The following is a 19,172-nucleotide window of genomic DNA, read 5'->3' on the forward strand; positions in this document are numbered from 1 at the left end:
GAAGAAGCATCTTCACTCTCTTTACTAAATCTTATCTATTAAATAAATAGTTACGCCTCATAATCATCGGTCGGAATATCTGTATTAACATTCTTACTACCTATGGCAGCATAGAATAAAATATAAGCCAATCCCAACGCAATTACCCAATAACTATTCAAGAATCCAGCGAAATCGGCTACACCGCCTTGAATCAAAGGCAATATACCGCCACCGCAAACCATAACCATAAACAGACCAGAAGCTGCTGCTGTATATTTGCCCAACCCTTCTACTGCAAGGTTGAAAATACCGCCCCACATCACAGAAGTACAAAGTCCGCAAAGAATCAACAACATCACGTTTACAGGAACTTGGGCAAAGCCGAATGAAATATCGGACTTAAATACAGGCATATTTACCAATATATTATCTGCACAGAATATCGCACCCAATACCAACACGATACCCACTGTCGATACAACCGTCAACATCGCGCGACTGGACACCTTCGCTCCGATAGAGGCCCCGCACAAACGACCGATCATCATCAAGAACCAATATGTCCCTACAACCGATCCGGCAATCGTTGGATCGATGTTTATCTCAGGTGAAGTCATAAACAAATTGGCAAAATTAGGAATGCCGACTTCAACACCTACATATATAAAGATAGCAACAGTTCCCAACACAAAATGGCGGAAAGAAAGTGCGCTATGTTTACTCTTCTCCTTTTTGGCAGAAGTTTTTACGATATGAGGTTCTGGAATATTTACAAAATATAAAACGACAAATGCCAAAGCAAAAATACCCATTGCCAAGAACAAGGCAGGGTCGGCATTGGAAATTTTAGCCTGAGCCAAATCACCGATCAAATAACCTACCAACACCGGTACAATAGTCGCACTAATCGAGTTGAACGAACCACCTAATTGAATCAATTGATTTCCTTTGTTTCCACCGCCGGCAAGAGTATTCAACATAGGATTCACTACCGTATTCAACATACACATGGAAAAACCGGAAATGAAAGCGCCCACCAAATACACGGCGAAACTTTCGGCGATACCCGACAAGAAAGTGATACCTACACCGATAAACCCGACGGTTACGGCAAGAAGCGCGGTCTTCTTATAACCAATGCGCTGCAACAGCATACCGGCCGGAATTCCCATAAAGGCATAAGCGATAAAGTTAGCCGCATTTCCCAACTGCGACATAAAGTTACTGGCTCCGAACTGACTTTTAACAATGACTCCCATCGGATTCTGAAGCCCTGTCACAAACGAAATCATGGCGAACAATGCAAACATCACTATAATGGGAAGTGCATAGTTCTTTTTCTGCTCTGTACTCATTTTATAAGATTTTAATTAATGAATTTATGTGTGTTTTATTTCTTTTACAATAGATATTTTACCCTTTGCACATCAAAAAATACAAAATTGAGAGCAAAAGTAATGTTAATTATCCATCAACAGATACGATAGCAGCATGTTTTTGAGCATAAAAACTTTCAAAACTCACATTCAGATTGTCATTCAAAAACATGAATAAACACGTTCCCCGAATATAGACGTTCCTATACGCACCAACGTACTGCCATGTCGTAAAGCCAACGGATAATCATGTGACATTCCCATCGATAATTCACAAAATGCCGAAGAATCGACCGAGCTCGAACCTTTCACCTCATCGAACAATTTTTTCAAAGCACTGAATTCTCGCTCTATACAATCCTCATCATCTGTCTGGGTGGCCATACCCATCAATCCACATATCCTTACATGAGGATATTTCTCCGAGGAACCGCCTTGTAACAATTCCCGGCAAGAATCAGGCGTAAAGCCATATTTACTATCCTCTTGCGCCACGTGGATTTCAAGAAGGCAATCGACTACTCGACCGCATTTGGCCGCCTCGCTTTCTATAACCGAAAGGAGCTTTTCGCTATCCACGCTATGAATAAGAGTAATGAACGGGACAATATATTTCACTTTATTGGTTTGCAAATGACCTATAAAATGCCATTCTATATCCTTAGGCAAAACCTCATACTTTTCAACAAGTTCCTGTACTCGGCTCTCCCCGAAAATACGCTGTCCCGCCTCATAAGCCTCCATTATGGTTTCGGCCGTATGAAATTTCGAGACCGCCACCAACCGAGTTCCAGCAGGTAACTCTTGACGAATTCGCTCTATATGTCGGGCTATATCACTCATTCTTGCGGACGATCTTCTTCTTTTGTTTTTCTTTCGGGATCAAACGGATAAACGTCCATCAACGGAGTTTCTGTAATAGAAACAATCACCCAGTCGGCCATTGTTCCTTTCATGCCTTCCACCAAGTTTTTCAATGCCGTTTCAAAATCTGCGGCTTGCACAAGCATATACGATGCCGTACGCTTTTCCATACCGCTTTTCTCGTCGAGAGTGATAAAATTGAGTTTACATTTATACCACCGATCACCTGTTTCATCGAAAAAAAGCTCGCTGAAATTAGCTCGCTTCACCGCCGAAACAGAAAATTCCCCCGAGATAAACGGAGATACCTCCTCAATAATACGAGCTTCCGCTTCGGTAAACGATAAAGCATCCACCAAATAGGGCTCTGTCACTTTTTTTTGCATGCCGTTTTCCAGCATCTTATCGTACTTAACTCTGCACTCAAACCAATTAGCCATATTTTTGCATTCAAAAAAGAAGGTGCTCCTGCACCCTCGGTTGTTAATATTCTATTTTATCACTCTTGTTTTCCCATTTTTCAAAAGCCTTGATAGCTTCGCCGCGCATCATCGGGACTACATTCAAATGGCGTTTTTCCAAAGGTAAAGCCAATTCGTCGTAAATAAACGAGTCATCGAATCCTATCTCCTTGGCATCCGCCTTCGTATTTCCGTAATACACTTTGTCGAGATGCGCCCAATAAATGGCTCCCAAACACATGGGACAAGGCTCGCAAGAAGTATAGATCTCGCATCCGCTCAAATCGAATGTCCCCAATACCCGGGCTGCTTCACGAATCGCATTTACTTCTGCATGCGCCGTAGGATCGACCGATGCCGTCACACGATTTGCCCCCCGCGCTATGATTTTTCCATCTTTCACAATCACCGCACCGAACGGCCCCCCGTCGTGATCTATATTATCGAGAGACAACTTTATAGCCTCTCTCATAAATGATTCTTTTTCACACATACGTCAAGAACAATTCACATTAATTTATAAAGTCTTCAATGAGAGCAAATAAAAAGGGCTGCACATCTCCGCTTATAACTATGCCTATTTCTCACTTTCACTACAAAAAGACGACATGAATAAAACGAATTTATTCGATTGCACTGTATATTGTCTATTTTGCATTACTTGCAAAGTTACAAAACAGATTCAACGAAAAAAATATACTTAAAAAAGTATGTCCCTATTTTAAGCTTCTTTCAAACTTTTATTCACGCGATCGATATAATCGAGCAACTCTTCACGCCCCCGTTTTTTTTCCGACGATGTAGCGAAAATGGGAGGCAATTCTTCCCAAGATTCATGCAGCACCTGTTTGTAATACTCGATATGCTCTTTCAATACTACGGGGCCAATCTTATCCGTTTTTGTAAATACAATGGCAAAAGGCACGCTGTTTTCACCCAACCATTCCATGAATTCGAGGTCTATCTTTTGAGGTTTGTGCCGACAATCGAGCAGGACAAAAAGACAAGTCATTTCCTTGCGATAAAGCACATACCCCTCTATCATTTCCCGCAATGCCTCTCGGCTCTCTTTGCCTCGGCGGGCATATCCATAACCCGGCAAATCGACCAAGTACCAACTATCATCGACCAAAAAATGATTGATAAGCATCGTCTTTCCCGGTGTAGACGAGGTCATCGCCAACCCTTTCTTACAAGTCAACATATTTATCAACGACGACTTTCCCACATTGGAACGTCCGATAAAAGCATATTCGGGTAATCCGTGCGATGGGCAGTCTTTCACATGGCTGCTGCTAATCACAAACCGGGCGTTTTTTATTTCCATATATTATTTAACTTTGACAATCCATGCAAAAATACTCATTTTTCCCGATTTGACGACAACGCTGTTTTTTTCTCTGTCCCAAAATATGACATACAGGACAATAACCAACGGATATTTCCTATATTTGTAGATACGAATATAGGATGCGGTTCGACATAGTCAAGTCAGAAATAAGATTTCGGTTTGCCTCTGCACTCACCTTTTTGTATATTTGCAAACTCGTGAAAAGGAACAACCCTTATGGACCAACAATATTCTTCTATTCTTCTCGAAAATGCGGTAAACGAATTTGCCAAACTACCGGGTATCGGTAGGAAAACGGCTTTACGTTTGGTTCTGCATTTGTTAAGACAAGAAGAGGGCGAAGCCGAAAAATTCGGTAATACCATTATCAAGTTATGCAAAGAAATCAAACGTTGCCACATTTGCCATAACATATCCGACTCGGATACCTGTACCATTTGTGGCGACCCTTCGCGCGATGCCTCCACGTTGTGCGTTGTCGAGAATGTGAAAGAGGTGATGGTAGTCGAGAACACTCGCCAATTCCACGGGCTTTATCACGTATTGGGGGGGGTCATCTCCCCGATGGACGGCATAGGTCCGGCCGACCTCGAAATCGAAAGTTTGGTAGACCGAGTCGCCTCCGGTGGAATAAAAGAGGTAATACTCGCACTCAGCGCCACGATGGAAGGCGACACGACCAATTTCTACATATTCAGGAAGTTGGCTCCGTTCGATGTTAAAATCACCATCATCGCCAGAGGAGTATCCATAGGCGGAGAGCTGGAATACACCGACGAAATCACATTGGGGCGTTCCATTCTCAACCGCACGTTATTCAGCGAAAGTTTCAAAGGATAATATTATACTATTTTCATTAGACTGCCGTTATACATTATAATATTAGAGATTCTGTCTTGTGGTAAAAATCAGTGTCGTTATTGTCAATTACCGTGTAAAATACTTTTTGGAGCAATCGCTTCGGTCGGTACGGGCTGCATTAAAGACATACCCGATGGAAGTCGAGATCTTTGTCGTGGACAACCACTCGCAAGATGACTCGCTCGATTACCTCATACCCCGGTTTCCCGAAGTCCGATTCATCGCCAATACCGAAAACGTAGGATTCGCACGAGCCAATAACCAAGCCATCGAACAATCCACCGGGAAATATGTTCTGTTACTTAACCCCGACACTGTAATAGCCGAAAATACGTTATACGAAGTTTTCCAATTTATGGAAGCTCACCCCGAAGCCGGAGGAACCGGGGTAAAAATGCTCGATGGTGACGGACGGTTTCTACCGGAATCCAAAAGAGGATTCCCCACTCCGTGGGTATCGTTCTGCAAGATTTTCGGGCTCTCGGCATTATTCCCCCATTCCCGCATTTTCGGTCGTTATCACATGAAATACCTCTCTCCCGACGAATGCCACCCCATAGACATTCTTTCGGGTGCATTCATGTTCATAAGACGTGAAACACTGGACAAAAGCGGGCTACTCGACGAAAGTTTTTTCATGTACGGCGAAGACATCGATCTCTCCTATCGGCTCGTCCTTGCAGGATACACCAATTACTTCCTGCCGACTCCTATTATACATTACAAAGGAGAGAGCACGAAAAAAGGAAGCCTGCGATACGTCCGTGTCTTTTATGAAGCCATGCTCATTTTTTTCAAAAAGCATTACCCGCATTACAGCAAAGGGTATTACCTCGCCGTAAAATTCTCTATATTCTTCCGAGCCTCGTTAGCCGCTGCTTACCGAGTCGTCTCCTTTCCGTTTCATAAGCATGGAAAAACCGATAAGAAAGAGAAAGGAAAATGGTATATTCTCTCCCGCACCCCGCAAACCATAGCCCGATTGATTCCGGGTATAAAACACTACACGCCTATATGGTCAGCCGATGAAATTCCGTCGTCATCTGAACGACAAGACGACCGGCATATCATATTAGATTCGGGACTACTTTCCTATCGGGAAATCATAGAAACCATACAATCAAAAAGCGACGTCCGTAACCATTTCCTCATCTATACTCCCGACTCAGAAATCATCATTTCACCCCAACAAACCTATACGAAACCATGAACTACCTCACCGGCAAACAAATAGAACTGCGAGCGGTAGAACCCGAAGACCTCGATGCCCTTTACCGCTGGGAAAATGATTCGTCCCTGTGGATATACGGAAGTACCGTATCGCCCTTCTCGCGTTATCTGTTGAAACAATACATCGAAAACTATACGGCCGACATCGCTCGGGACAAACAATTAAGGCTCATAATCATGCGAAAAGAGAGCCGCCAAGTTATCGGTGCGATAGACTGTTTCGACTACGATACCACAAACCGTAAAGCAGCGATAGGTCTCCTCATCGATCCCGGTCACAAACGACAAGGATTCGGACGAGATGCCCTCGAAACATTCATTGAATATGCTTTCCGTTTTTTACACCTGCATCAATTATATGTACATATTCCCGTTTGTAACACAGCCAGCATAGCGCTTTTCAGGACATGCGGATTTCACGAAAGCACACGCTTAAAAGATTGGATACGGTTACCTCAGGGATATGCCGATGCTCTGATATTTCAAAAATTCAATCGGGAATAAGCGCCTAATTCATCAGAGGCATCTAATTGAGCGAAGGTTCCTGCGGGGAATTTAGCCACAACTTATATCCGTCACCCATACCCTTTACTATCTCTCTCCAAAAAGCATCACCTTCGGCCGCGAGACAATCGCCCGGCGAAGTCATAGTCGTCACAGCCCACGACTCCTGTTTTAATTCTCCGTCGAGCTGCCCGGCCGACCAACCGCTATACCCGATCAAAAACTTCACATGTTTTTGCACCGTAGAGTCGCTTCTCAAAAAATCGAGCAGCATATCGAAATCCCCATTAGCGAACAACCCCGTCGAAACCTCCACTGCACCGGGCAATGACGCTATATCGTGCAAGAAAAACAAATGATCCGTTCCTACCGGCCCTCCACAAAAAACCGGAATGGAAGGTATATCGTTCTCTCCCTCTAACAATTCACTCAGAACATATCTCGTAGGGCTATTCAACACAAACCCCACCGCACCCTTCTCCGAATATTCGGCCAAACAAATAACCGCTCGGCGGAAACACCCTTCGTCCAAAAATGGCTCCGCCACCAACAACGCGCCCCGGTGAGGCGGCATCACCCGCCTGCGTATATGAAACGATTCGACGTGCATACAGATACGATTAAATCTCTGTCAAATATAAAAATTCAATCCCGTAGTTCAAAACAAATCGTAAAGTTTCACCGACAAAAAAACGCTCTTGCAATCATTTCTTTTCGCATGGTCTCGAACTGTTACGACAGTAAACAGGCTAAGTAGAACCGTTATAAATTAAACGATGACACAGAGCAAACGATACGAAATAGCCCCGAAACGCCTTACATTTGTACAGCAACATTACACCATTATGGACGGAAAAGACGACATCTCGAATGTAATCCGGGAGAAAAAAGCCGCACGGGTCACTTGGGTGGGATTTTTTACCAATCTCATCTTGTCTGCCGCAAAAATCATAGCCGGCATATGGGGGCGAAGTAGTGCCATGGTTGCAGACGGCATACACTCCTTATCCGATTTTATCACAGATTTCATCGTTATCATCTTCATTAAAATCTCATCGAAAAACGAAGACAGCGACCACCCTTACGGACATGGTAAATTCGAAACCTTTGCCACCATGCTCATCAGCTTTGCTCTCTTCGTCGTCGCCATTGGAATATTTTATTCGGGAAGCATCAAAATATACGAAGTCCTCAACGGGGAAATTATCGAACGTCCCACCTATTTGGCTCTCGCTATGGCAGCTGTTTCCATCATCGTAAAAGAAGGCCTATATTGGTACACGATCACAATCGGGCGCAACATCGACAGTCCGGCTGTCATTGCCAACGGCTGGCATCACCGTTCCGACGCTTTCTCCTCGATAGGAACCCTCATAGGCATATCGGGAGCCATGTTTCTGGGTGAACGCTGGCGTGTGCTTGATCCCATAACCTCTCTCGTCGTAGGAATATTTATCTTTGGAGTCGCTTATAAGCTCGCCCGCCCCAGCATACAAGAACTTCTCGAAATGTCCCTCCCCGAAGAAGTGGAACAAAATATTGCCGAGAAAATACAGCAGACACCCGGAGTCATCGCATTCCACCACCTGCGCACGCGCAAAAACGGAAACACATTCATCATCGACATGCACATCAAAGTCGACCCCGATTCGTCTATCGTCAAAGCGCACGACATCGCCACACAAGTGGAAGAATCGCTCAAAACCACTTTCGGGAAAAGGACGCAGGTCAATATCCACATCGAACCGTATTTGCAAAAAAATTAAGCGATACAGATACTGTTTTATCATTTTTTCCTATTTTTGTATTTGAACAGTCGTTAATAAACTGTTTTTGAAATCATTCAATCGAGTATAAACCCTAAAAGAAGAAAGGAGAAAACAAATAAAAAAACACGAACGAAACAATGGGATTTGCGTACGACAGTATAGAATCCTCATAAATGCAATTAACCCGATGTATAAACACCCGGATAAGCGTTTCCCGTTCGGACACTTAAAATAAAATCGAGCTTTCAGCTCTTGTTCTCTTTCATCTTGAATACCGCCAAACATTCATTCCACGAGAACAAGCAGATCGAAAGTTCACGCTTCAAAGGCGTGAGCTGTTCTGTGCTTGTTGTGGAATATGGTCACTTGGCGGTAACCAAACGTAAAGCAAGCGAAGAATGGTTACACGCCTTTTCCATATTTAAACCAATCGAAAAAAATGAAAAGAATTATCCCAATATTGAGTACATTGTTAGCCCTCTTGATATGCTCGGCTTGTACCAATGCTGATGAACCCGATACACAAAAAGCCGACACAGAAACAAAAGATAACTATTACGTGAGATATGAAACATCAAATGGCAGTGCTTTTTCTGTTAGAGGAAACGTTGCAACCGAAAAAGGGAATTTAGATTTCTCTGGAAAATTCAACGAAACATTTGGTCCAGTTCCAAAAGGGTTCCGAGCATATGCATATGCACGTTTTTATCATGAAGGCCGTGGAGGAAGTACAAATTATAATATTCGCATATATGTAAGCAAGAACACAGAGCCTTTTGTTTTAAAAAGTCAAAAATCCGGTACATTCCCCAATGGAGGGAGCGACGAAGCCTCCTATACAATAGATTTCTAACCATTTAACTATATAATTATGAAAAAGACAACCCTTTTATTCATTTTGTTCTTAACAGGACTGATGGCTTGTTCTACACCCGAAGACAAGCCGAAACAACAAAACAATGCTGCCCCGGCATTCCAATTATTCCCCACCACCAATATGTGGACTTTTATCAAATTGGATACCCGAAACGGTCGCATGTGGCAAGTACAATACGACATTCAAGGCGACGACCGAATGGAAGTCGTGCTAAACGAAAATTACCTTGCCGGAAACGACAGTGCAGGAAACGGGCGATTCACCCTTTATTCCACAAAAAACATGTACACATTCATTCTCCTCGACCAACACGATGGCAGAATGTGGCAAGTGCAATGGGCTATCGATGCCGACCAACGGCTTGTTATTCCTATAAATCCAACTCAAAATTCTACTAATCTTTAAAACATACAGCCATGAGAAAAATAATTTTATTACTATGCTGCGCAATTATTTCATCAATAACTTTCGCACAAACAGAATCCGAACATCTTACATTCAAGGGTATTCCCATTGATGGCAGTTTAGATTCTTTTGTCCAAAAATTGAAAACACAAAATCTTACCTATATTGGTAAAGAAAATGGCGTCGCTATATTTATGGGAGAATTCGCCGCTTATAAAGATTGTACAATCGGCATTGTATCTTTAAAACAAAAAGATTTAGTTTGTAAGGCGGCAGTCACATTCCCTTCTTGCGAAACATGGTCTTCTTTATCAGACAATTACTTTACAATAAAAGACATGCTATCACAAAAATATGGAGAACCCGCTGTTTGTGTAGAAGAATTCCAATCTTACGAGCCCGATGATGATAGAACAAGAATGCATTTTGTTAAATTTGACCGGTGCAAATATCAAACCTCATTTGAAACCTCCAAAGGGAGCATTCAACTATCTATTTCCCACCAAGGTTATGAAAATTGTTTTGTCTTATTGGAATACTTCGACAAAATAAACGGAGAAGTCGTTTCCAATGAAGCTATGGACGATTTATAAACCCAATAAAAACAAGCGGAGCTTTTTCTCGAAGCTCCGCTTGCTGTATTTCATGCTATCTACCGTCTCTCGATACGGCCGGCAAAACCGCCACCGGGGAATAAAGTGACCTTCAACTGTCGGTCTTCGGGAACAGGCATTACTACCCGTTTATAATCGCAAGCGGCACGGTCGGCATTTATACCGTCCTTGAACAGCTCTATCTCATAAAAGCCCTCTCCCAAAAATGAGAGATCGACAGTTATATCCCGTTTATCCCAGTTTGTCAATCCTCCTACGTACCACTCATCGCCCGAGCGCCTCGCCATCGTAATATATTCGCCCACTTTCCCGTCAAGCCCCAAAGTTTCGTCCCACACAGTCGGGATGCGGGCTATGAAAGCCGTACACTCCGGTTCCTTTCTGTAATTCGAAGGATTGTCGCACAACATATTCAACGGAGAATCAAAAATAACATACGTAGCCAACTGACGACAGCGTGTGCCCTGACTCATCGGCTCACTATTCACCGGATTATAATTCTTCTTGATTGCATTGCGCATAGCTCCCTGCGTATAGTCCATAGGTCCGGCAAACTGACGAATAAAAGGAATCTGTACATCGTAAGTCACTTGGTCATATCCTTTCGGGCTCCATTTCAATTGTTCCAAACCATTCACGCCTTCATAGTTGATCACATTGGGCCATGTACGTTGCGCTCCCGTAGGTTTGTACATTCCATGAAAATCCACCAACATATTATAACGGGCGCACAATTCCGAAGCTTCATTGATAAACCGCACCATCTCTTGGTCGTCCCTATCCATAAAATCTACTTTGAACCCTTTTATCCCCATATCGGCATAATGCTTCACGACATTTTCCATATCCCGATGGAAAGCCCAATATCCGGCCCAAAGAATCAAACCGACATTTTTCCCGTCGGCATACGTTACCAATTCAGGCAAATCTATTTCAGGAACGACCTGCATTAAATCGGCCTTTTTATTCACAGCCCACCCCTCGTCGAGAATCACATATTCTATCCCGTTCTCCGCAGCAAAATCGATATAATATTTATACGTCTCGTTATTGATTCCGGCACGAAAATCTACCCCGTAGAGATTCCACGCATTCCACCAATCCCAAGCCACCTTACCCGGTTTTATCCACGAAGTATCGGCGATACGCAGAGGTTTCCCCAAACGGAACACGATATCACTGGCGGCCAACTCTGCATCATTACCGGCAACGGCAATCACCCGCCACGGAAGTTGGGCATTGGCATCACGAGCAATATATTCTTCTCGGGAAGTAACAAACTTTTGTAACATGTTATGTCCCCCTTGAACCGTCGTTTTCGGAACCGGCGCAAAGTGCGACGTAAGGACCGGAGTATCGCCTCCACCCACCAAATACATACCCGGATAATTATCCAAGTCGGCTTCGGTTATACACACTTTCATTCCATGAGGCAACTCTACCAACACAGGAAGAAATAAAAGGCGCGACGATTTAAATTTGGTAATAGATTCATGTTCATAAGTATTCTCGAACGAGTTGATATACTGCGACTCGAAATCACCATCGTCTCCACGTTTTACATAACTAGCGTACATCGGATAATCGGCGGAAAATGTAAAATCAACTTGTTCGTTATATACTGTATAAGGGATATTACTTTTATAGGTCAATCGATACGCTATTCCATCGTCATAAGCCCGCACAACCAACCCCTGTTTTCCCGATGTCAAAACCATCTGATTATAACGATCCTTCACTTGAAAACGTTTATAAACAGGAGCCGGAATCATCTCGTCTACAAAACTCCTGCGAACTTTGGGTTGTTTGGAATTCATGCCCCATAAAACTTTTGTTCGAGATTCGTTGTTTTCTTTTATCGTGATAGATATAGGAGACGGAGCCAAAACCTCTGTTTCTCCAGCAAACACGCTCAGAGTCGTCCCGGAATTCGTTACCGATACGACCACTCTTAAATCTCCCGAGGGCGAAGCTACTTCATAATTTTTAGCTTGAGCCGCAAATACCGTCATGACCGCAATGAAAAGGGAAATGCTCTTTTGGAAAATGTTCATAAGGTTAACTTTATTTTATTATTACTCTGTAAAATACAATGATAAACAAAAGCAAAAATAACAAAATAGTCACATATCGAAAAGAAAAGAAACTTTTATTTCTCATTTTTTATAAACAAGACATGTATTCCCCGCTTCCCGATACGAAATTTGCCGTCGAAATATTTGAATACAATTTTAAATTATGGACGAACGCAATCTCATCAACGGCTCGCTCGTGTCGTATCTCTCTTGGGCCGCCGATTTTATCTCACCCATACGTTGGTTTCTATTAGCTGCATTCGCATTGGTTTTGGCCGACTTGAAATTCGGAATCGAAGCAGCACGGCATCGGGGCGAAACCATACGCAAAAGCAGGGCGATACGCCGAAGCGCAAACAAAATCATCGACTATCTTTGCTGGATACTGGTCGCCACGAGTTTTGGCGAAGCGTTCGGCACACCGTTCGGGATTCCCATATTACCGGCTCTCGTGCTGTTAGTGGTGTATGGCTGTGAAATCAATTCGTGTTTCAACAATTACTTCGAAGCCCGGGGAAGCAAACTGCGAATCAATATCTTCAAATGGTTAAAAAACAAGTCCGATATTATGGTTCCCTCCGACGATGAAAACGATACCACGAAAACATAAACTTTACATCGGGATAACAGTCGCTCGATAACAATAATTTACGCCAAACATAGCCGGATTAGCTCAAAGTTTTGTATTTTTGCGAAAATTTACAAACATATACCTATGAATATTCTCGACCTAAGCGAACAAGAGATCATTCGTCGTAACAGTCTCGACGAAATGCGCAAATTGGGCATAGAACCCTACCCTGCTGCCGAATATCCTGTAAACGCCTATTCTCAGGAAATAAAAAATAATTTCGTCGATGGTGCGGAAACTCCTCGTCAGGTAGCCATAGCCGGACGTATTATGAGTCGGCGTATCATGGGTAAAGCCTCATTCATCGAGTTGAAAGACTCGGAGGGCCGAATCCAAGTTTATATTTCGCGTGACGACCTCTGCCCGGGAGAAGATAAAGAATTATACAATACCGTATTCAAAAAGCTGCTCGACATCGGCGATTTCATCGGTATTCGCGGATTTGTATTCCGTACCCAAATGGGAGAAATAACGGTTCATGCGCAAGAGCTGACAGTACTCGCCAAATCGATACGCCCCCTTCCCATCGTAAAGATGAAAGACGGGGTAGCCTACGACGCTTTCGAAGACCCCGAGCTCCGTTATCGCCAACGCTATGTAGACTTGGTGGTAAACGAAGGAGTAAAAGATATATTCATCAAACGGAACAAAGTGTACACCTCCATGCGGGAATATTTCAACTCTCGCGGATATCTGGAAGTCGAAACACCCATTCTGCAATCGATACCCGGAGGTGCGGCCGCCCGTCCGTTCATCACCCACCACAATGCGCTCGACATACCTCTATATTTGCGTATCGCCGATGAATTATATTTGAAACGGCTGATTGTCGGAGGCTTCGAAGGAGTGTACGAATTTTCCAAAAACTTCCGCAACGAAGGCATGGACAGAACGCACAATCCGGAATTTACCTGTATGGAAATCTATGTCTCTTACAAGGACTACAACTGGATGATGGATTTCACCGAAAAAATGTTAGAAAAAATCTGTCTCGACGTAAACGGTACTACCGAAGTCAAGGTCGGTGAAAACACGATCAATTTCAAAACTCCGTTCAAGCGTATCACTATGCTCGATGCCATCAAGGAACACACGGGTATCGACATCAGCGGCATGGACGAAGCACAATTGCGCGAAGTTTGCAAAAAAATCGGGGTCGAGGTCGACGAAACAATGGGCAAAGGAAAAATCATCGACGAAATATTCGGCGAGAAATGCGAAGGCCATTACATACAACCCACCTTCATCACCGATTATCCCATCGAAATGTCGCCGCTCACCAAACGTCATCGGAACAACCCCGAACTGACCGAACGTTTCGAACTAATGGTAAACGGGAAAGAACTCTGCAACGCCTACTCCGAGTTGAACGACCCCATCGACCAACGGTTGCGTTTCGAAGAACAACTCCGCCTCTCCGAAAAAGGAGACGACGAAGCCATGTTCATCGACAATGACTTTATCCGGGCTCTCGAATACGGCATGCCGCCCACATCGGGTATGGGAATAGGTATGGACCGGCTCGTCATGCTCATGACAGGTCAAACCACCATACAAGAAGTTCTCCTCTTCCCGCAAATGCGCCCCGAGAAAGTTCAAAAACGAGATAACGAAGCGGCCTATACCACCATAAACATTCCTGCCGAATGGGTCGCACCCATTCAAAAAGCAGGATACCTCACCGTAGCTGACGTAGCAGAAGCCAATCCGAACAAAATGCATCAAGAAATCTGTGGCATTAACAAAAAATACAAGCTCAAACTGGCTAACCCCACGATCGACGATGTAAAAGAATGGGTAGAAAACGCAAAACGATAATCGACCATGCCTATACCCGGTAAAATAGCGATCATGGGAGGTGGCAGTTGGGCAACAGCTTTGGCAAAGCTGGCGCTTAATAATGCCGATAATATCCTATGGTACATGCGTCGAGACGACCGTATCGCCGATTTCAAACAAACAGGCCACAATCCTGTATATTTGTCCGATGTCACATTCGACACATCTCGAATACATTTCAGTTCCGACATCAACGAAATCGCCGATGCGGCCGACACATTGCTCTTGGTGACTCCATCGCCCTACATGAAGTCCCATTTAAAGAAACTGTCGGCCGACATCAGTAAAAAATTTGTCGTGACAGCGATAAAAGGAATCGTTCCCGACGAAAATATGATCGTCACCGAATACCTGCAAAATTTCTATCACGTGCCGGAATCCCACTTGGCCGTAATCGGGGGGCCATGCCATGCCGAGGAAGTAGCGCTCGAACGGCTCTCCTATCTCACCATCGGGTGTAACGATCTGCAAAAAGCGAGAAGTTTCGCCGACATATTGGCGAGCCCCAAGCTGAAAACCATTATCTCCTCCGATGTAAAAGGCATTGAATATTCTGCCGTATTAAAAAATGTCTATGCCATAGCCGCCGGGATTTGTCATGGTATGAAGAGCGGAGATAATTTTCAAGCTATGCTCGTATCCAACGCCTTGAACGAAATGGATCGTTTTTTACAAGCAGTCTCCCCATGTCGGGACAGAAACATCAGCGACTCGGTATATTTAGGAGACCTTTTGGTTACCGCCTATTCCCGGTTCAGCCGCAATCACAATTTCGGATCCATGATAGGACGTGGTTACTCCGTCAGCGCCGCAAAAATGGAAATGGAGATGATTGCCGAAGGATATTTCGGCACGAAATGCATTTATGAAATAAACGAACGATACAAGGTGAACATGCCCATACTGCAATGTGTTTATGATATACTCTACAAAAAAGTATTGCCCCGGCACGCCATTGAAAGTATATATGATACATTTCTGTAATACAACTAATATAGTGAAACTATGAAATCAATCGAATTGAACATTGAAAAAGCATTAGGCACTGTATCCAAAAGCGATGTATTCGCATTGGAAGACAAAGCGAAAAGCGGCATGGAAATGCTGCACAAAGGTACGGGTAAAGGAAATGACTTTTTAGGGTGGCTGCATCTACCCTCCGAAATAACAGAAGCCCATTTAGCAGACCTCGAAGCTGCTGCAAAACAATTGAAAGACCGTTGCGAAATAGTAGTAGTCATTGGTATCGGAGGTAGCTACCTCGGAGCCAAAGCTGTTATCGAGGCTCTATCCGACTCATTCGAATTTCTTCGCTCGGAACATAAAAATCCGCTCGTACTGTTTGCCGGACACAACATCGGCGAAGACTATTTGTTTGAACTGCAAACCCTCCTGAAAAACAAATCTTTTGGTATCGTCGTCATTTCAAAATCGGGAACGACGACAGAACCCGCCATCGCTTTCCGATTGTTGAAAGAACAGCTCGAAGCACAAGTAGGAAAAGACAAAGCCAAACATCGTATCATCGCCATAACCGATGCAAAAAAAGGTGCATTGCGTAAACTGGCCGACACCGAAGGATACAAAACTTTTGTCATTGCCGACAACGTAGGAGGCCGTTTCTCGGTACTCACTCCCGTAGGACTATTGCCTATTGCCATAGCCGGATTCGACATCAGAACGCTGGTTTCCGGAGCGGTAGCTATGGAAAAAGCGTGTGGAGAAGATATTCCTTTCGAGAAAAACCCCGCAGCTATTTATGCTGCCACCCGAAATGCTTTATATCAAAGCGGGAAGAAAATAGAAATCCTCGTCAACTTCAATCCTAAATTACACTTCTTCGCAGAATGGTGGAAACAACTCTACGGAGAAAGCGAAGGAAAAGAAAACCTCGGAATCTATCCGGCATCAGTCGACTTCACGACCGATTTACATTCGATGGGACAATGGATTCAGGAAGGTGAAAGAACCATCTTCGAAACCGTTCTTTCGGTTGCCAAAATGAAACATACGGTAAATATCCCTTCCGACAAGGATAATCTGGACGGGCTGAATTTCCTGTCGGGAAAGAGAGTGGACGAAGTAAACAAAATGGCCGAACTTGGGACTCAAATAGCTCACGTAGACGGCGGAGTCCCCAACCTAAAAATAGAAATACCCGAATTATCGGAACTCTATTTGGGACAACTGATTTACTTCTTCGAAAAAGCCTGCGGCATTAGCGGTTATATTTTGGGCGTAAACCCGTTTAACCAACCGGGAGTTGAAGCATACAAACGCAATATGTTCGCTTTGCTCAATAAACCCGGTTACGAAGAAGAAAGTAAAGCCATACAAGCTCGTATCTAATTAAACATAACGTAAATGTAGGAACAGCCTGCCGAATTTTTCGGCAGGCTGTTCTTTTAAAATATCTTATCAAATAAATTTTTCTATATATTTTTAATATCTTTACTCCCTATAAAACATAACCCTTAGATCATGAGAAGATTAGCTACTCTTATTTTATCGTTATGGGGAATTGCACTCTCCCATGCCGCTCTTGAAGTCCCCAAAGCTCTACCCGCAACCGATATTACTGAAAATTCCTTTACCGCAAACTGGCAATCTGTATCTCAGGCTTCGGCTTACAATTTGAATGTTTTTGCCTATAAAATGGAAGATTGCGGGACAGAAACAGTAAAAGTCACAGAAAGTTTTGAGGGATTAGTGCCTCGTTCTTCCGGGTCAAAACAAAATAAATACATAGACTCTAACCTATCCGTATTCCCCGAAAATTGGAAAATCGACGTGAATACCGGCTCTATTCGCCAATTATATACGACCAATGTCGCCGGAGATACCACATCTGTTTATTCGGGGAAAATAGCTCTTGCATTCGATGCAACAGGCGATTCGATTGTTACCCCTGTATTACCGGCCCCCACCTCGAAATTTTCGTTTTGGATAAAAAACGCCAATGCCACCGGAACAGTCGCAGTTTACGGATTTGACGGCTTTCAATGGCACTCTCTTGGTGAAGCCTCAACAATCAGTTATCGAAGTGGAGGAATAGCCGATTTTTCCGCCAATATCCCGGTGGGGTGTATTCAGTTCAAAATGATTTATACCGATGAAAATCCAGATCTAAACAGTCCCACGGCTATTGACGAAATAAGTTATACTTATGGCGGTATCGTAAAAACACGGGATTATCTTGTCAAAAACAAACGAATCACAGAAACATCAGCTCCCGTAACCGGACTCAAAGACAATACCGATTATTTTTACACGGTAAAAAGCACCAACGACTCTGAAACTTCTTTGGAATCAAATATGATTGATGTATTCGGATATGCAGGTTCCCTTTCCAAACCTGTACTCAAAGAATTCACCGATATTCAAGGGGGGCAATACACAGCCAACTGGAACACAGTCATCGGGTCCAACGGATATGTCGTTTACAATGTTTATACCCACATTGCCCAAAGAGATGAAACAAAAACCATTCTCCACGAAAATTTCGATGCTTTTACGGGAGGCACAATCGATCTTCCGGCAGAAGACGACGGTACAACGAATTACGACGAATATACAACTGTCCCTGACTGGTCTGTTAATTTCGGCTGCTGGACAGGAGGCATGCTCAGTGGTATCAATATTCAGACCCCCGTCATCAGCACAACCAATACAAATGGTTGTACAGTCAACGTACGAGTATATGGAGCCAAAGGAGATAAAATCGACTTTAACAACTACTACTCACAAGGTACTCCCGAGAAAATAACCAAATTTCTCACACAAGAAGGCTATAATAATTTGACAATAGACTTTAAGCATAGCAGTGAACAAATGTATATCGAATTATATTTCAGGCAACTCGATCCTATCAAAGAAATCTATCTCGACGAATTCACAATGACTCAAACTCTTTCAAAGGGAGACCGGTTTAGCTATAACTACGATTATACCCTCGTCGAAGGCCGCAGGACGAACAGTTATACTTTTACAGATCTACCCAAAGCATGGGGTGACCAATTTGCATTTCGCATGAGCGCCTATGCGGTAGTGGGCGACGATCTTTACCAATCTCAATGGACAGAACTGACAGAAGTTCCCATTCCCTCGAATATAGACAATACCCGTCGAGAAAACCAAGAGATCAAGGTTATTTCCTATCCCGGCAACACAATTATACGACTTCTTGTACCCCAAGAAATTATCATCAGCGACCTACAAGGTCGAATCGTAGCCCAAGTTCAAGGCGTTGAGGGAGATAACTCCATCTCATTGAAGCAAGGGATTTATTTGTTGCGATGTGGTAACTATTGTCAAAAATTCATCTGTCGATAAC

The 19,172-nt window shown here is 43.5% G+C and carries 19 protein-coding genes; 12 read left to right on the plus strand and 7 right to left on the minus strand.

Going from position 1 to position 19,172, the window contains the following annotated elements:
• Nucleotides 1-50: 50 nt before the first annotated feature.
• The 5 genes from NBH06_RS02330 to yihA all read right to left on the minus strand — a co-directional run bounded on the left by NBH06_RS02330 (nt 51) and on the right by yihA (nt 4,010).
• The gene (locus tag NBH06_RS02330) at nt 51-1,337 is read right to left on the minus strand and encodes an MFS transporter (RefSeq protein ID WP_021891911.1); all 1,287 of its coding nucleotides are present in this window, start codon (nt 1,335-1,337) and stop codon (nt 51-53) included.
• A gap of 183 nt (nt 1,338-1,520) precedes the next feature.
• Nucleotides 1,521-2,201, minus strand: coding sequence for a YggS family pyridoxal phosphate-dependent enzyme (locus NBH06_RS02335; protein ID WP_155012153.1), 681 nt, complete (start codon nt 2,199-2,201; stop codon nt 1,521-1,523).
• Nucleotides 2,198-2,662: a DUF4494 domain-containing protein gene (locus NBH06_RS02340; RefSeq protein ID WP_040295839.1), complete on the minus strand. Its 465-nt coding sequence runs from the start codon at nt 2,660-2,662 to the stop codon at nt 2,198-2,200. The genes NBH06_RS02335 and NBH06_RS02340 overlap by 4 nt, the downstream gene beginning before the upstream one ends.
• 43 nt (nt 2,663-2,705) lie before the next feature.
• Nucleotides 2,706-3,176 (minus strand): nucleoside deaminase, encoded by a 471-nt coding sequence (locus NBH06_RS02345; protein ID WP_195242106.1) that lies wholly within the window; start codon nt 3,174-3,176, stop codon nt 2,706-2,708.
• 228 nt (nt 3,177-3,404) lie between these two features.
• A complete protein-coding gene (gene yihA / locus NBH06_RS02350; protein ID WP_195634033.1) occupies nt 3,405-4,010 on the minus strand; it encodes a ribosome biogenesis GTP-binding protein YihA/YsxC in 606 nt (201 codons plus the stop codon).
• Between the two features lie 240 nt (nt 4,011-4,250).
• Here yihA and recR point away from each other — a divergent pair, with 240 nt between their 5' ends.
• Genes recR through NBH06_RS02365 form a run of 3 tightly spaced genes read left to right on the plus strand, consistent with a single transcriptional unit; the run spans nt 4,251 to nt 6,629 of the window.
• Entirely contained in the window at nt 4,251-4,874 is a 624-nt protein-coding gene (gene recR, locus NBH06_RS02355) for a recombination mediator RecR (protein ID WP_008861140.1), read from the plus strand.
• Between the two features lie 58 nt (nt 4,875-4,932).
• A complete protein-coding gene (locus NBH06_RS02360) occupies nt 4,933-6,105 on the plus strand; it encodes a glycosyltransferase family 2 protein (protein WP_195634031.1) in 1,173 nt (390 codons plus the stop codon).
• Complete coding sequence (locus NBH06_RS02365) at nt 6,102-6,629, plus strand: GNAT family N-acetyltransferase (protein ID WP_195634030.1); 528 nt, start codon at nt 6,102-6,104, stop codon at nt 6,627-6,629. The genes NBH06_RS02360 and NBH06_RS02365 overlap by 4 nt, the downstream gene beginning before the upstream one ends.
• A 22-nt stretch (nt 6,630-6,651) precedes the next feature.
• Here NBH06_RS02365 and NBH06_RS02370 read toward each other — a convergent pair whose 3' ends face one another.
• On the minus strand, nt 6,652-7,239 hold the full coding sequence (locus NBH06_RS02370) for a YqgE/AlgH family protein (protein ID WP_195634028.1): 588 nt from the start codon (nt 7,237-7,239) through the stop codon (nt 6,652-6,654).
• Between the two features lie 235 nt (nt 7,240-7,474).
• Between NBH06_RS02370 and NBH06_RS02375 the strand changes: the two genes are divergently transcribed.
• The 4 genes from NBH06_RS02375 to NBH06_RS02390 all read left to right on the plus strand — a co-directional run bounded on the left by NBH06_RS02375 (nt 7,475) and on the right by NBH06_RS02390 (nt 10,273).
• The gene (locus NBH06_RS02375) at nt 7,475-8,395 is read left to right on the plus strand and encodes a cation diffusion facilitator family transporter (RefSeq protein WP_195634084.1); all 921 of its coding nucleotides are present in this window, start codon (nt 7,475-7,477) and stop codon (nt 8,393-8,395) included.
• Between the two features lie 442 nt (nt 8,396-8,837).
• The gene (locus tag NBH06_RS02380; RefSeq protein ID WP_195634026.1) at nt 8,838-9,251 is read left to right on the plus strand and encodes a hypothetical protein; all 414 of its coding nucleotides are present in this window, start codon (nt 8,838-8,840) and stop codon (nt 9,249-9,251) included.
• Nucleotides 9,252-9,269: 18 nt separating this feature from the next.
• Nucleotides 9,270-9,680, plus strand: a complete 411-nt coding sequence (locus NBH06_RS02385) for a hypothetical protein (RefSeq protein WP_195634025.1) — start codon at nt 9,270-9,272, stop codon at nt 9,678-9,680.
• Between the two features lie 11 nt (nt 9,681-9,691).
• A complete protein-coding gene (locus tag NBH06_RS02390; RefSeq protein ID WP_195634023.1) occupies nt 9,692-10,273 on the plus strand; it encodes a hypothetical protein in 582 nt (193 codons plus the stop codon).
• Between the two features lie 59 nt (nt 10,274-10,332).
• Here the strand turns inward: NBH06_RS02390 and NBH06_RS02395 are convergent, their stop codons facing one another.
• On the minus strand, nt 10,333-12,348 hold the full coding sequence (locus NBH06_RS02395; RefSeq protein WP_229090919.1) for a retaining alpha-galactosidase: 2,016 nt from the start codon (nt 12,346-12,348) through the stop codon (nt 10,333-10,335).
• A 184-nt stretch (nt 12,349-12,532) separates the two neighbouring features.
• On the opposite strand from NBH06_RS02395, the gene NBH06_RS02400 reads away from it, so the two are divergent.
• The 5 genes from NBH06_RS02400 (at nt 12,533) to NBH06_RS02420 (ending at nt 19,171) form a co-directional block, all read left to right on the plus strand.
• A complete protein-coding gene (locus NBH06_RS02400) occupies nt 12,533-12,979 on the plus strand; it encodes a hypothetical protein (RefSeq protein WP_008861149.1) in 447 nt (148 codons plus the stop codon).
• A 105-nt stretch (nt 12,980-13,084) separates the two neighbouring features.
• A complete protein-coding gene (gene lysS, locus NBH06_RS02405; protein WP_250792587.1) occupies nt 13,085-14,818 on the plus strand; it encodes a lysine--tRNA ligase in 1,734 nt (577 codons plus the stop codon).
• A gap of 6 nt (nt 14,819-14,824) precedes the next feature.
• Nucleotides 14,825-15,823 (plus strand): NAD(P)H-dependent glycerol-3-phosphate dehydrogenase, encoded by a 999-nt coding sequence (locus NBH06_RS02410; protein WP_008861151.1) that lies wholly within the window; start codon nt 14,825-14,827, stop codon nt 15,821-15,823.
• Between the two features lie 21 nt (nt 15,824-15,844).
• Nucleotides 15,845-17,188, plus strand: a complete 1,344-nt coding sequence (locus NBH06_RS02415; protein WP_250792589.1) for a glucose-6-phosphate isomerase — start codon at nt 15,845-15,847, stop codon at nt 17,186-17,188.
• Nucleotides 17,189-17,320: 132 nt separating this feature from the next.
• Nucleotides 17,321-19,171: a hypothetical protein gene (locus NBH06_RS02420; RefSeq protein ID WP_250792591.1), complete on the plus strand. Its 1,851-nt coding sequence runs from the start codon at nt 17,321-17,323 to the stop codon at nt 19,169-19,171.
• Nucleotide 19,172 lies beyond the last annotated feature (1 nt).

The sequence above is a fragment of the Barnesiella sp. B2-R-119 genome (assembly GCF_023656675.1).
GTDB lineage: Bacteria > Bacteroidota > Bacteroidia > Bacteroidales > Barnesiellaceae > Barnesiella > Barnesiella intestinihominis.

Coding starts and splice junctions, on each gene's coding strand:
- NBH06_RS02330 (WP_021891911.1), bottom strand. CDS start 1,337: ATGAGTACAGAGCAGAAAAAGAACTATGCACTTCCCATTATAGTGATG.
- NBH06_RS02335 (WP_155012153.1), bottom strand. CDS start 2,201: ATGAGTGATATAGCCCGACATATAGAGCGAATTCGTCAAGAGTTACCT.
- NBH06_RS02340 (WP_040295839.1), bottom strand. CDS start 2,662: ATGGCTAATTGGTTTGAGTGCAGAGTTAAGTACGATAAGATGCTGGAA.
- NBH06_RS02345 (WP_195242106.1), bottom strand. CDS start 3,176: ATGTGTGAAAAAGAATCATTTATGAGAGAGGCTATAAAGTTGTCTCTC.
- yihA (WP_195634033.1), bottom strand. CDS start 4,010: ATGGAAATAAAAAACGCCCGGTTTGTGATTAGCAGCAGCCATGTGAAA.
- recR (WP_008861140.1), top strand. CDS start 4,251: ATGGACCAACAATATTCTTCTATTCTTCTCGAAAATGCGGTAAACGAA.
- NBH06_RS02365 (WP_195634030.1), top strand. CDS start 6,102: ATGAACTACCTCACCGGCAAACAAATAGAACTGCGAGCGGTAGAACCC.
- NBH06_RS02370 (WP_195634028.1), bottom strand. CDS start 7,239: ATGCACGTCGAATCGTTTCATATACGCAGGCGGGTGATGCCGCCTCAC.
- NBH06_RS02375 (WP_195634084.1), top strand. CDS start 7,475: ATGGACGGAAAAGACGACATCTCGAATGTAATCCGGGAGAAAAAAGCC.
- NBH06_RS02380 (WP_195634026.1), top strand. CDS start 8,838: ATGAAAAGAATTATCCCAATATTGAGTACATTGTTAGCCCTCTTGATA.
- NBH06_RS02385 (WP_195634025.1), top strand. CDS start 9,270: ATGAAAAAGACAACCCTTTTATTCATTTTGTTCTTAACAGGACTGATG.
- NBH06_RS02390 (WP_195634023.1), top strand. CDS start 9,692: ATGAGAAAAATAATTTTATTACTATGCTGCGCAATTATTTCATCAATA.
- NBH06_RS02395 (WP_229090919.1), bottom strand. CDS start 12,348: ATGAACATTTTCCAAAAGAGCATTTCCCTTTTCATTGCGGTCATGACG.
- NBH06_RS02400 (WP_008861149.1), top strand. CDS start 12,533: ATGGACGAACGCAATCTCATCAACGGCTCGCTCGTGTCGTATCTCTCT.
- lysS (WP_250792587.1), top strand. CDS start 13,085: ATGAATATTCTCGACCTAAGCGAACAAGAGATCATTCGTCGTAACAGT.
- NBH06_RS02410 (WP_008861151.1), top strand. CDS start 14,825: ATGCCTATACCCGGTAAAATAGCGATCATGGGAGGTGGCAGTTGGGCA.
- NBH06_RS02415 (WP_250792589.1), top strand. CDS start 15,845: ATGAAATCAATCGAATTGAACATTGAAAAAGCATTAGGCACTGTATCC.
- NBH06_RS02420 (WP_250792591.1), top strand. CDS start 17,321: ATGAGAAGATTAGCTACTCTTATTTTATCGTTATGGGGAATTGCACTC.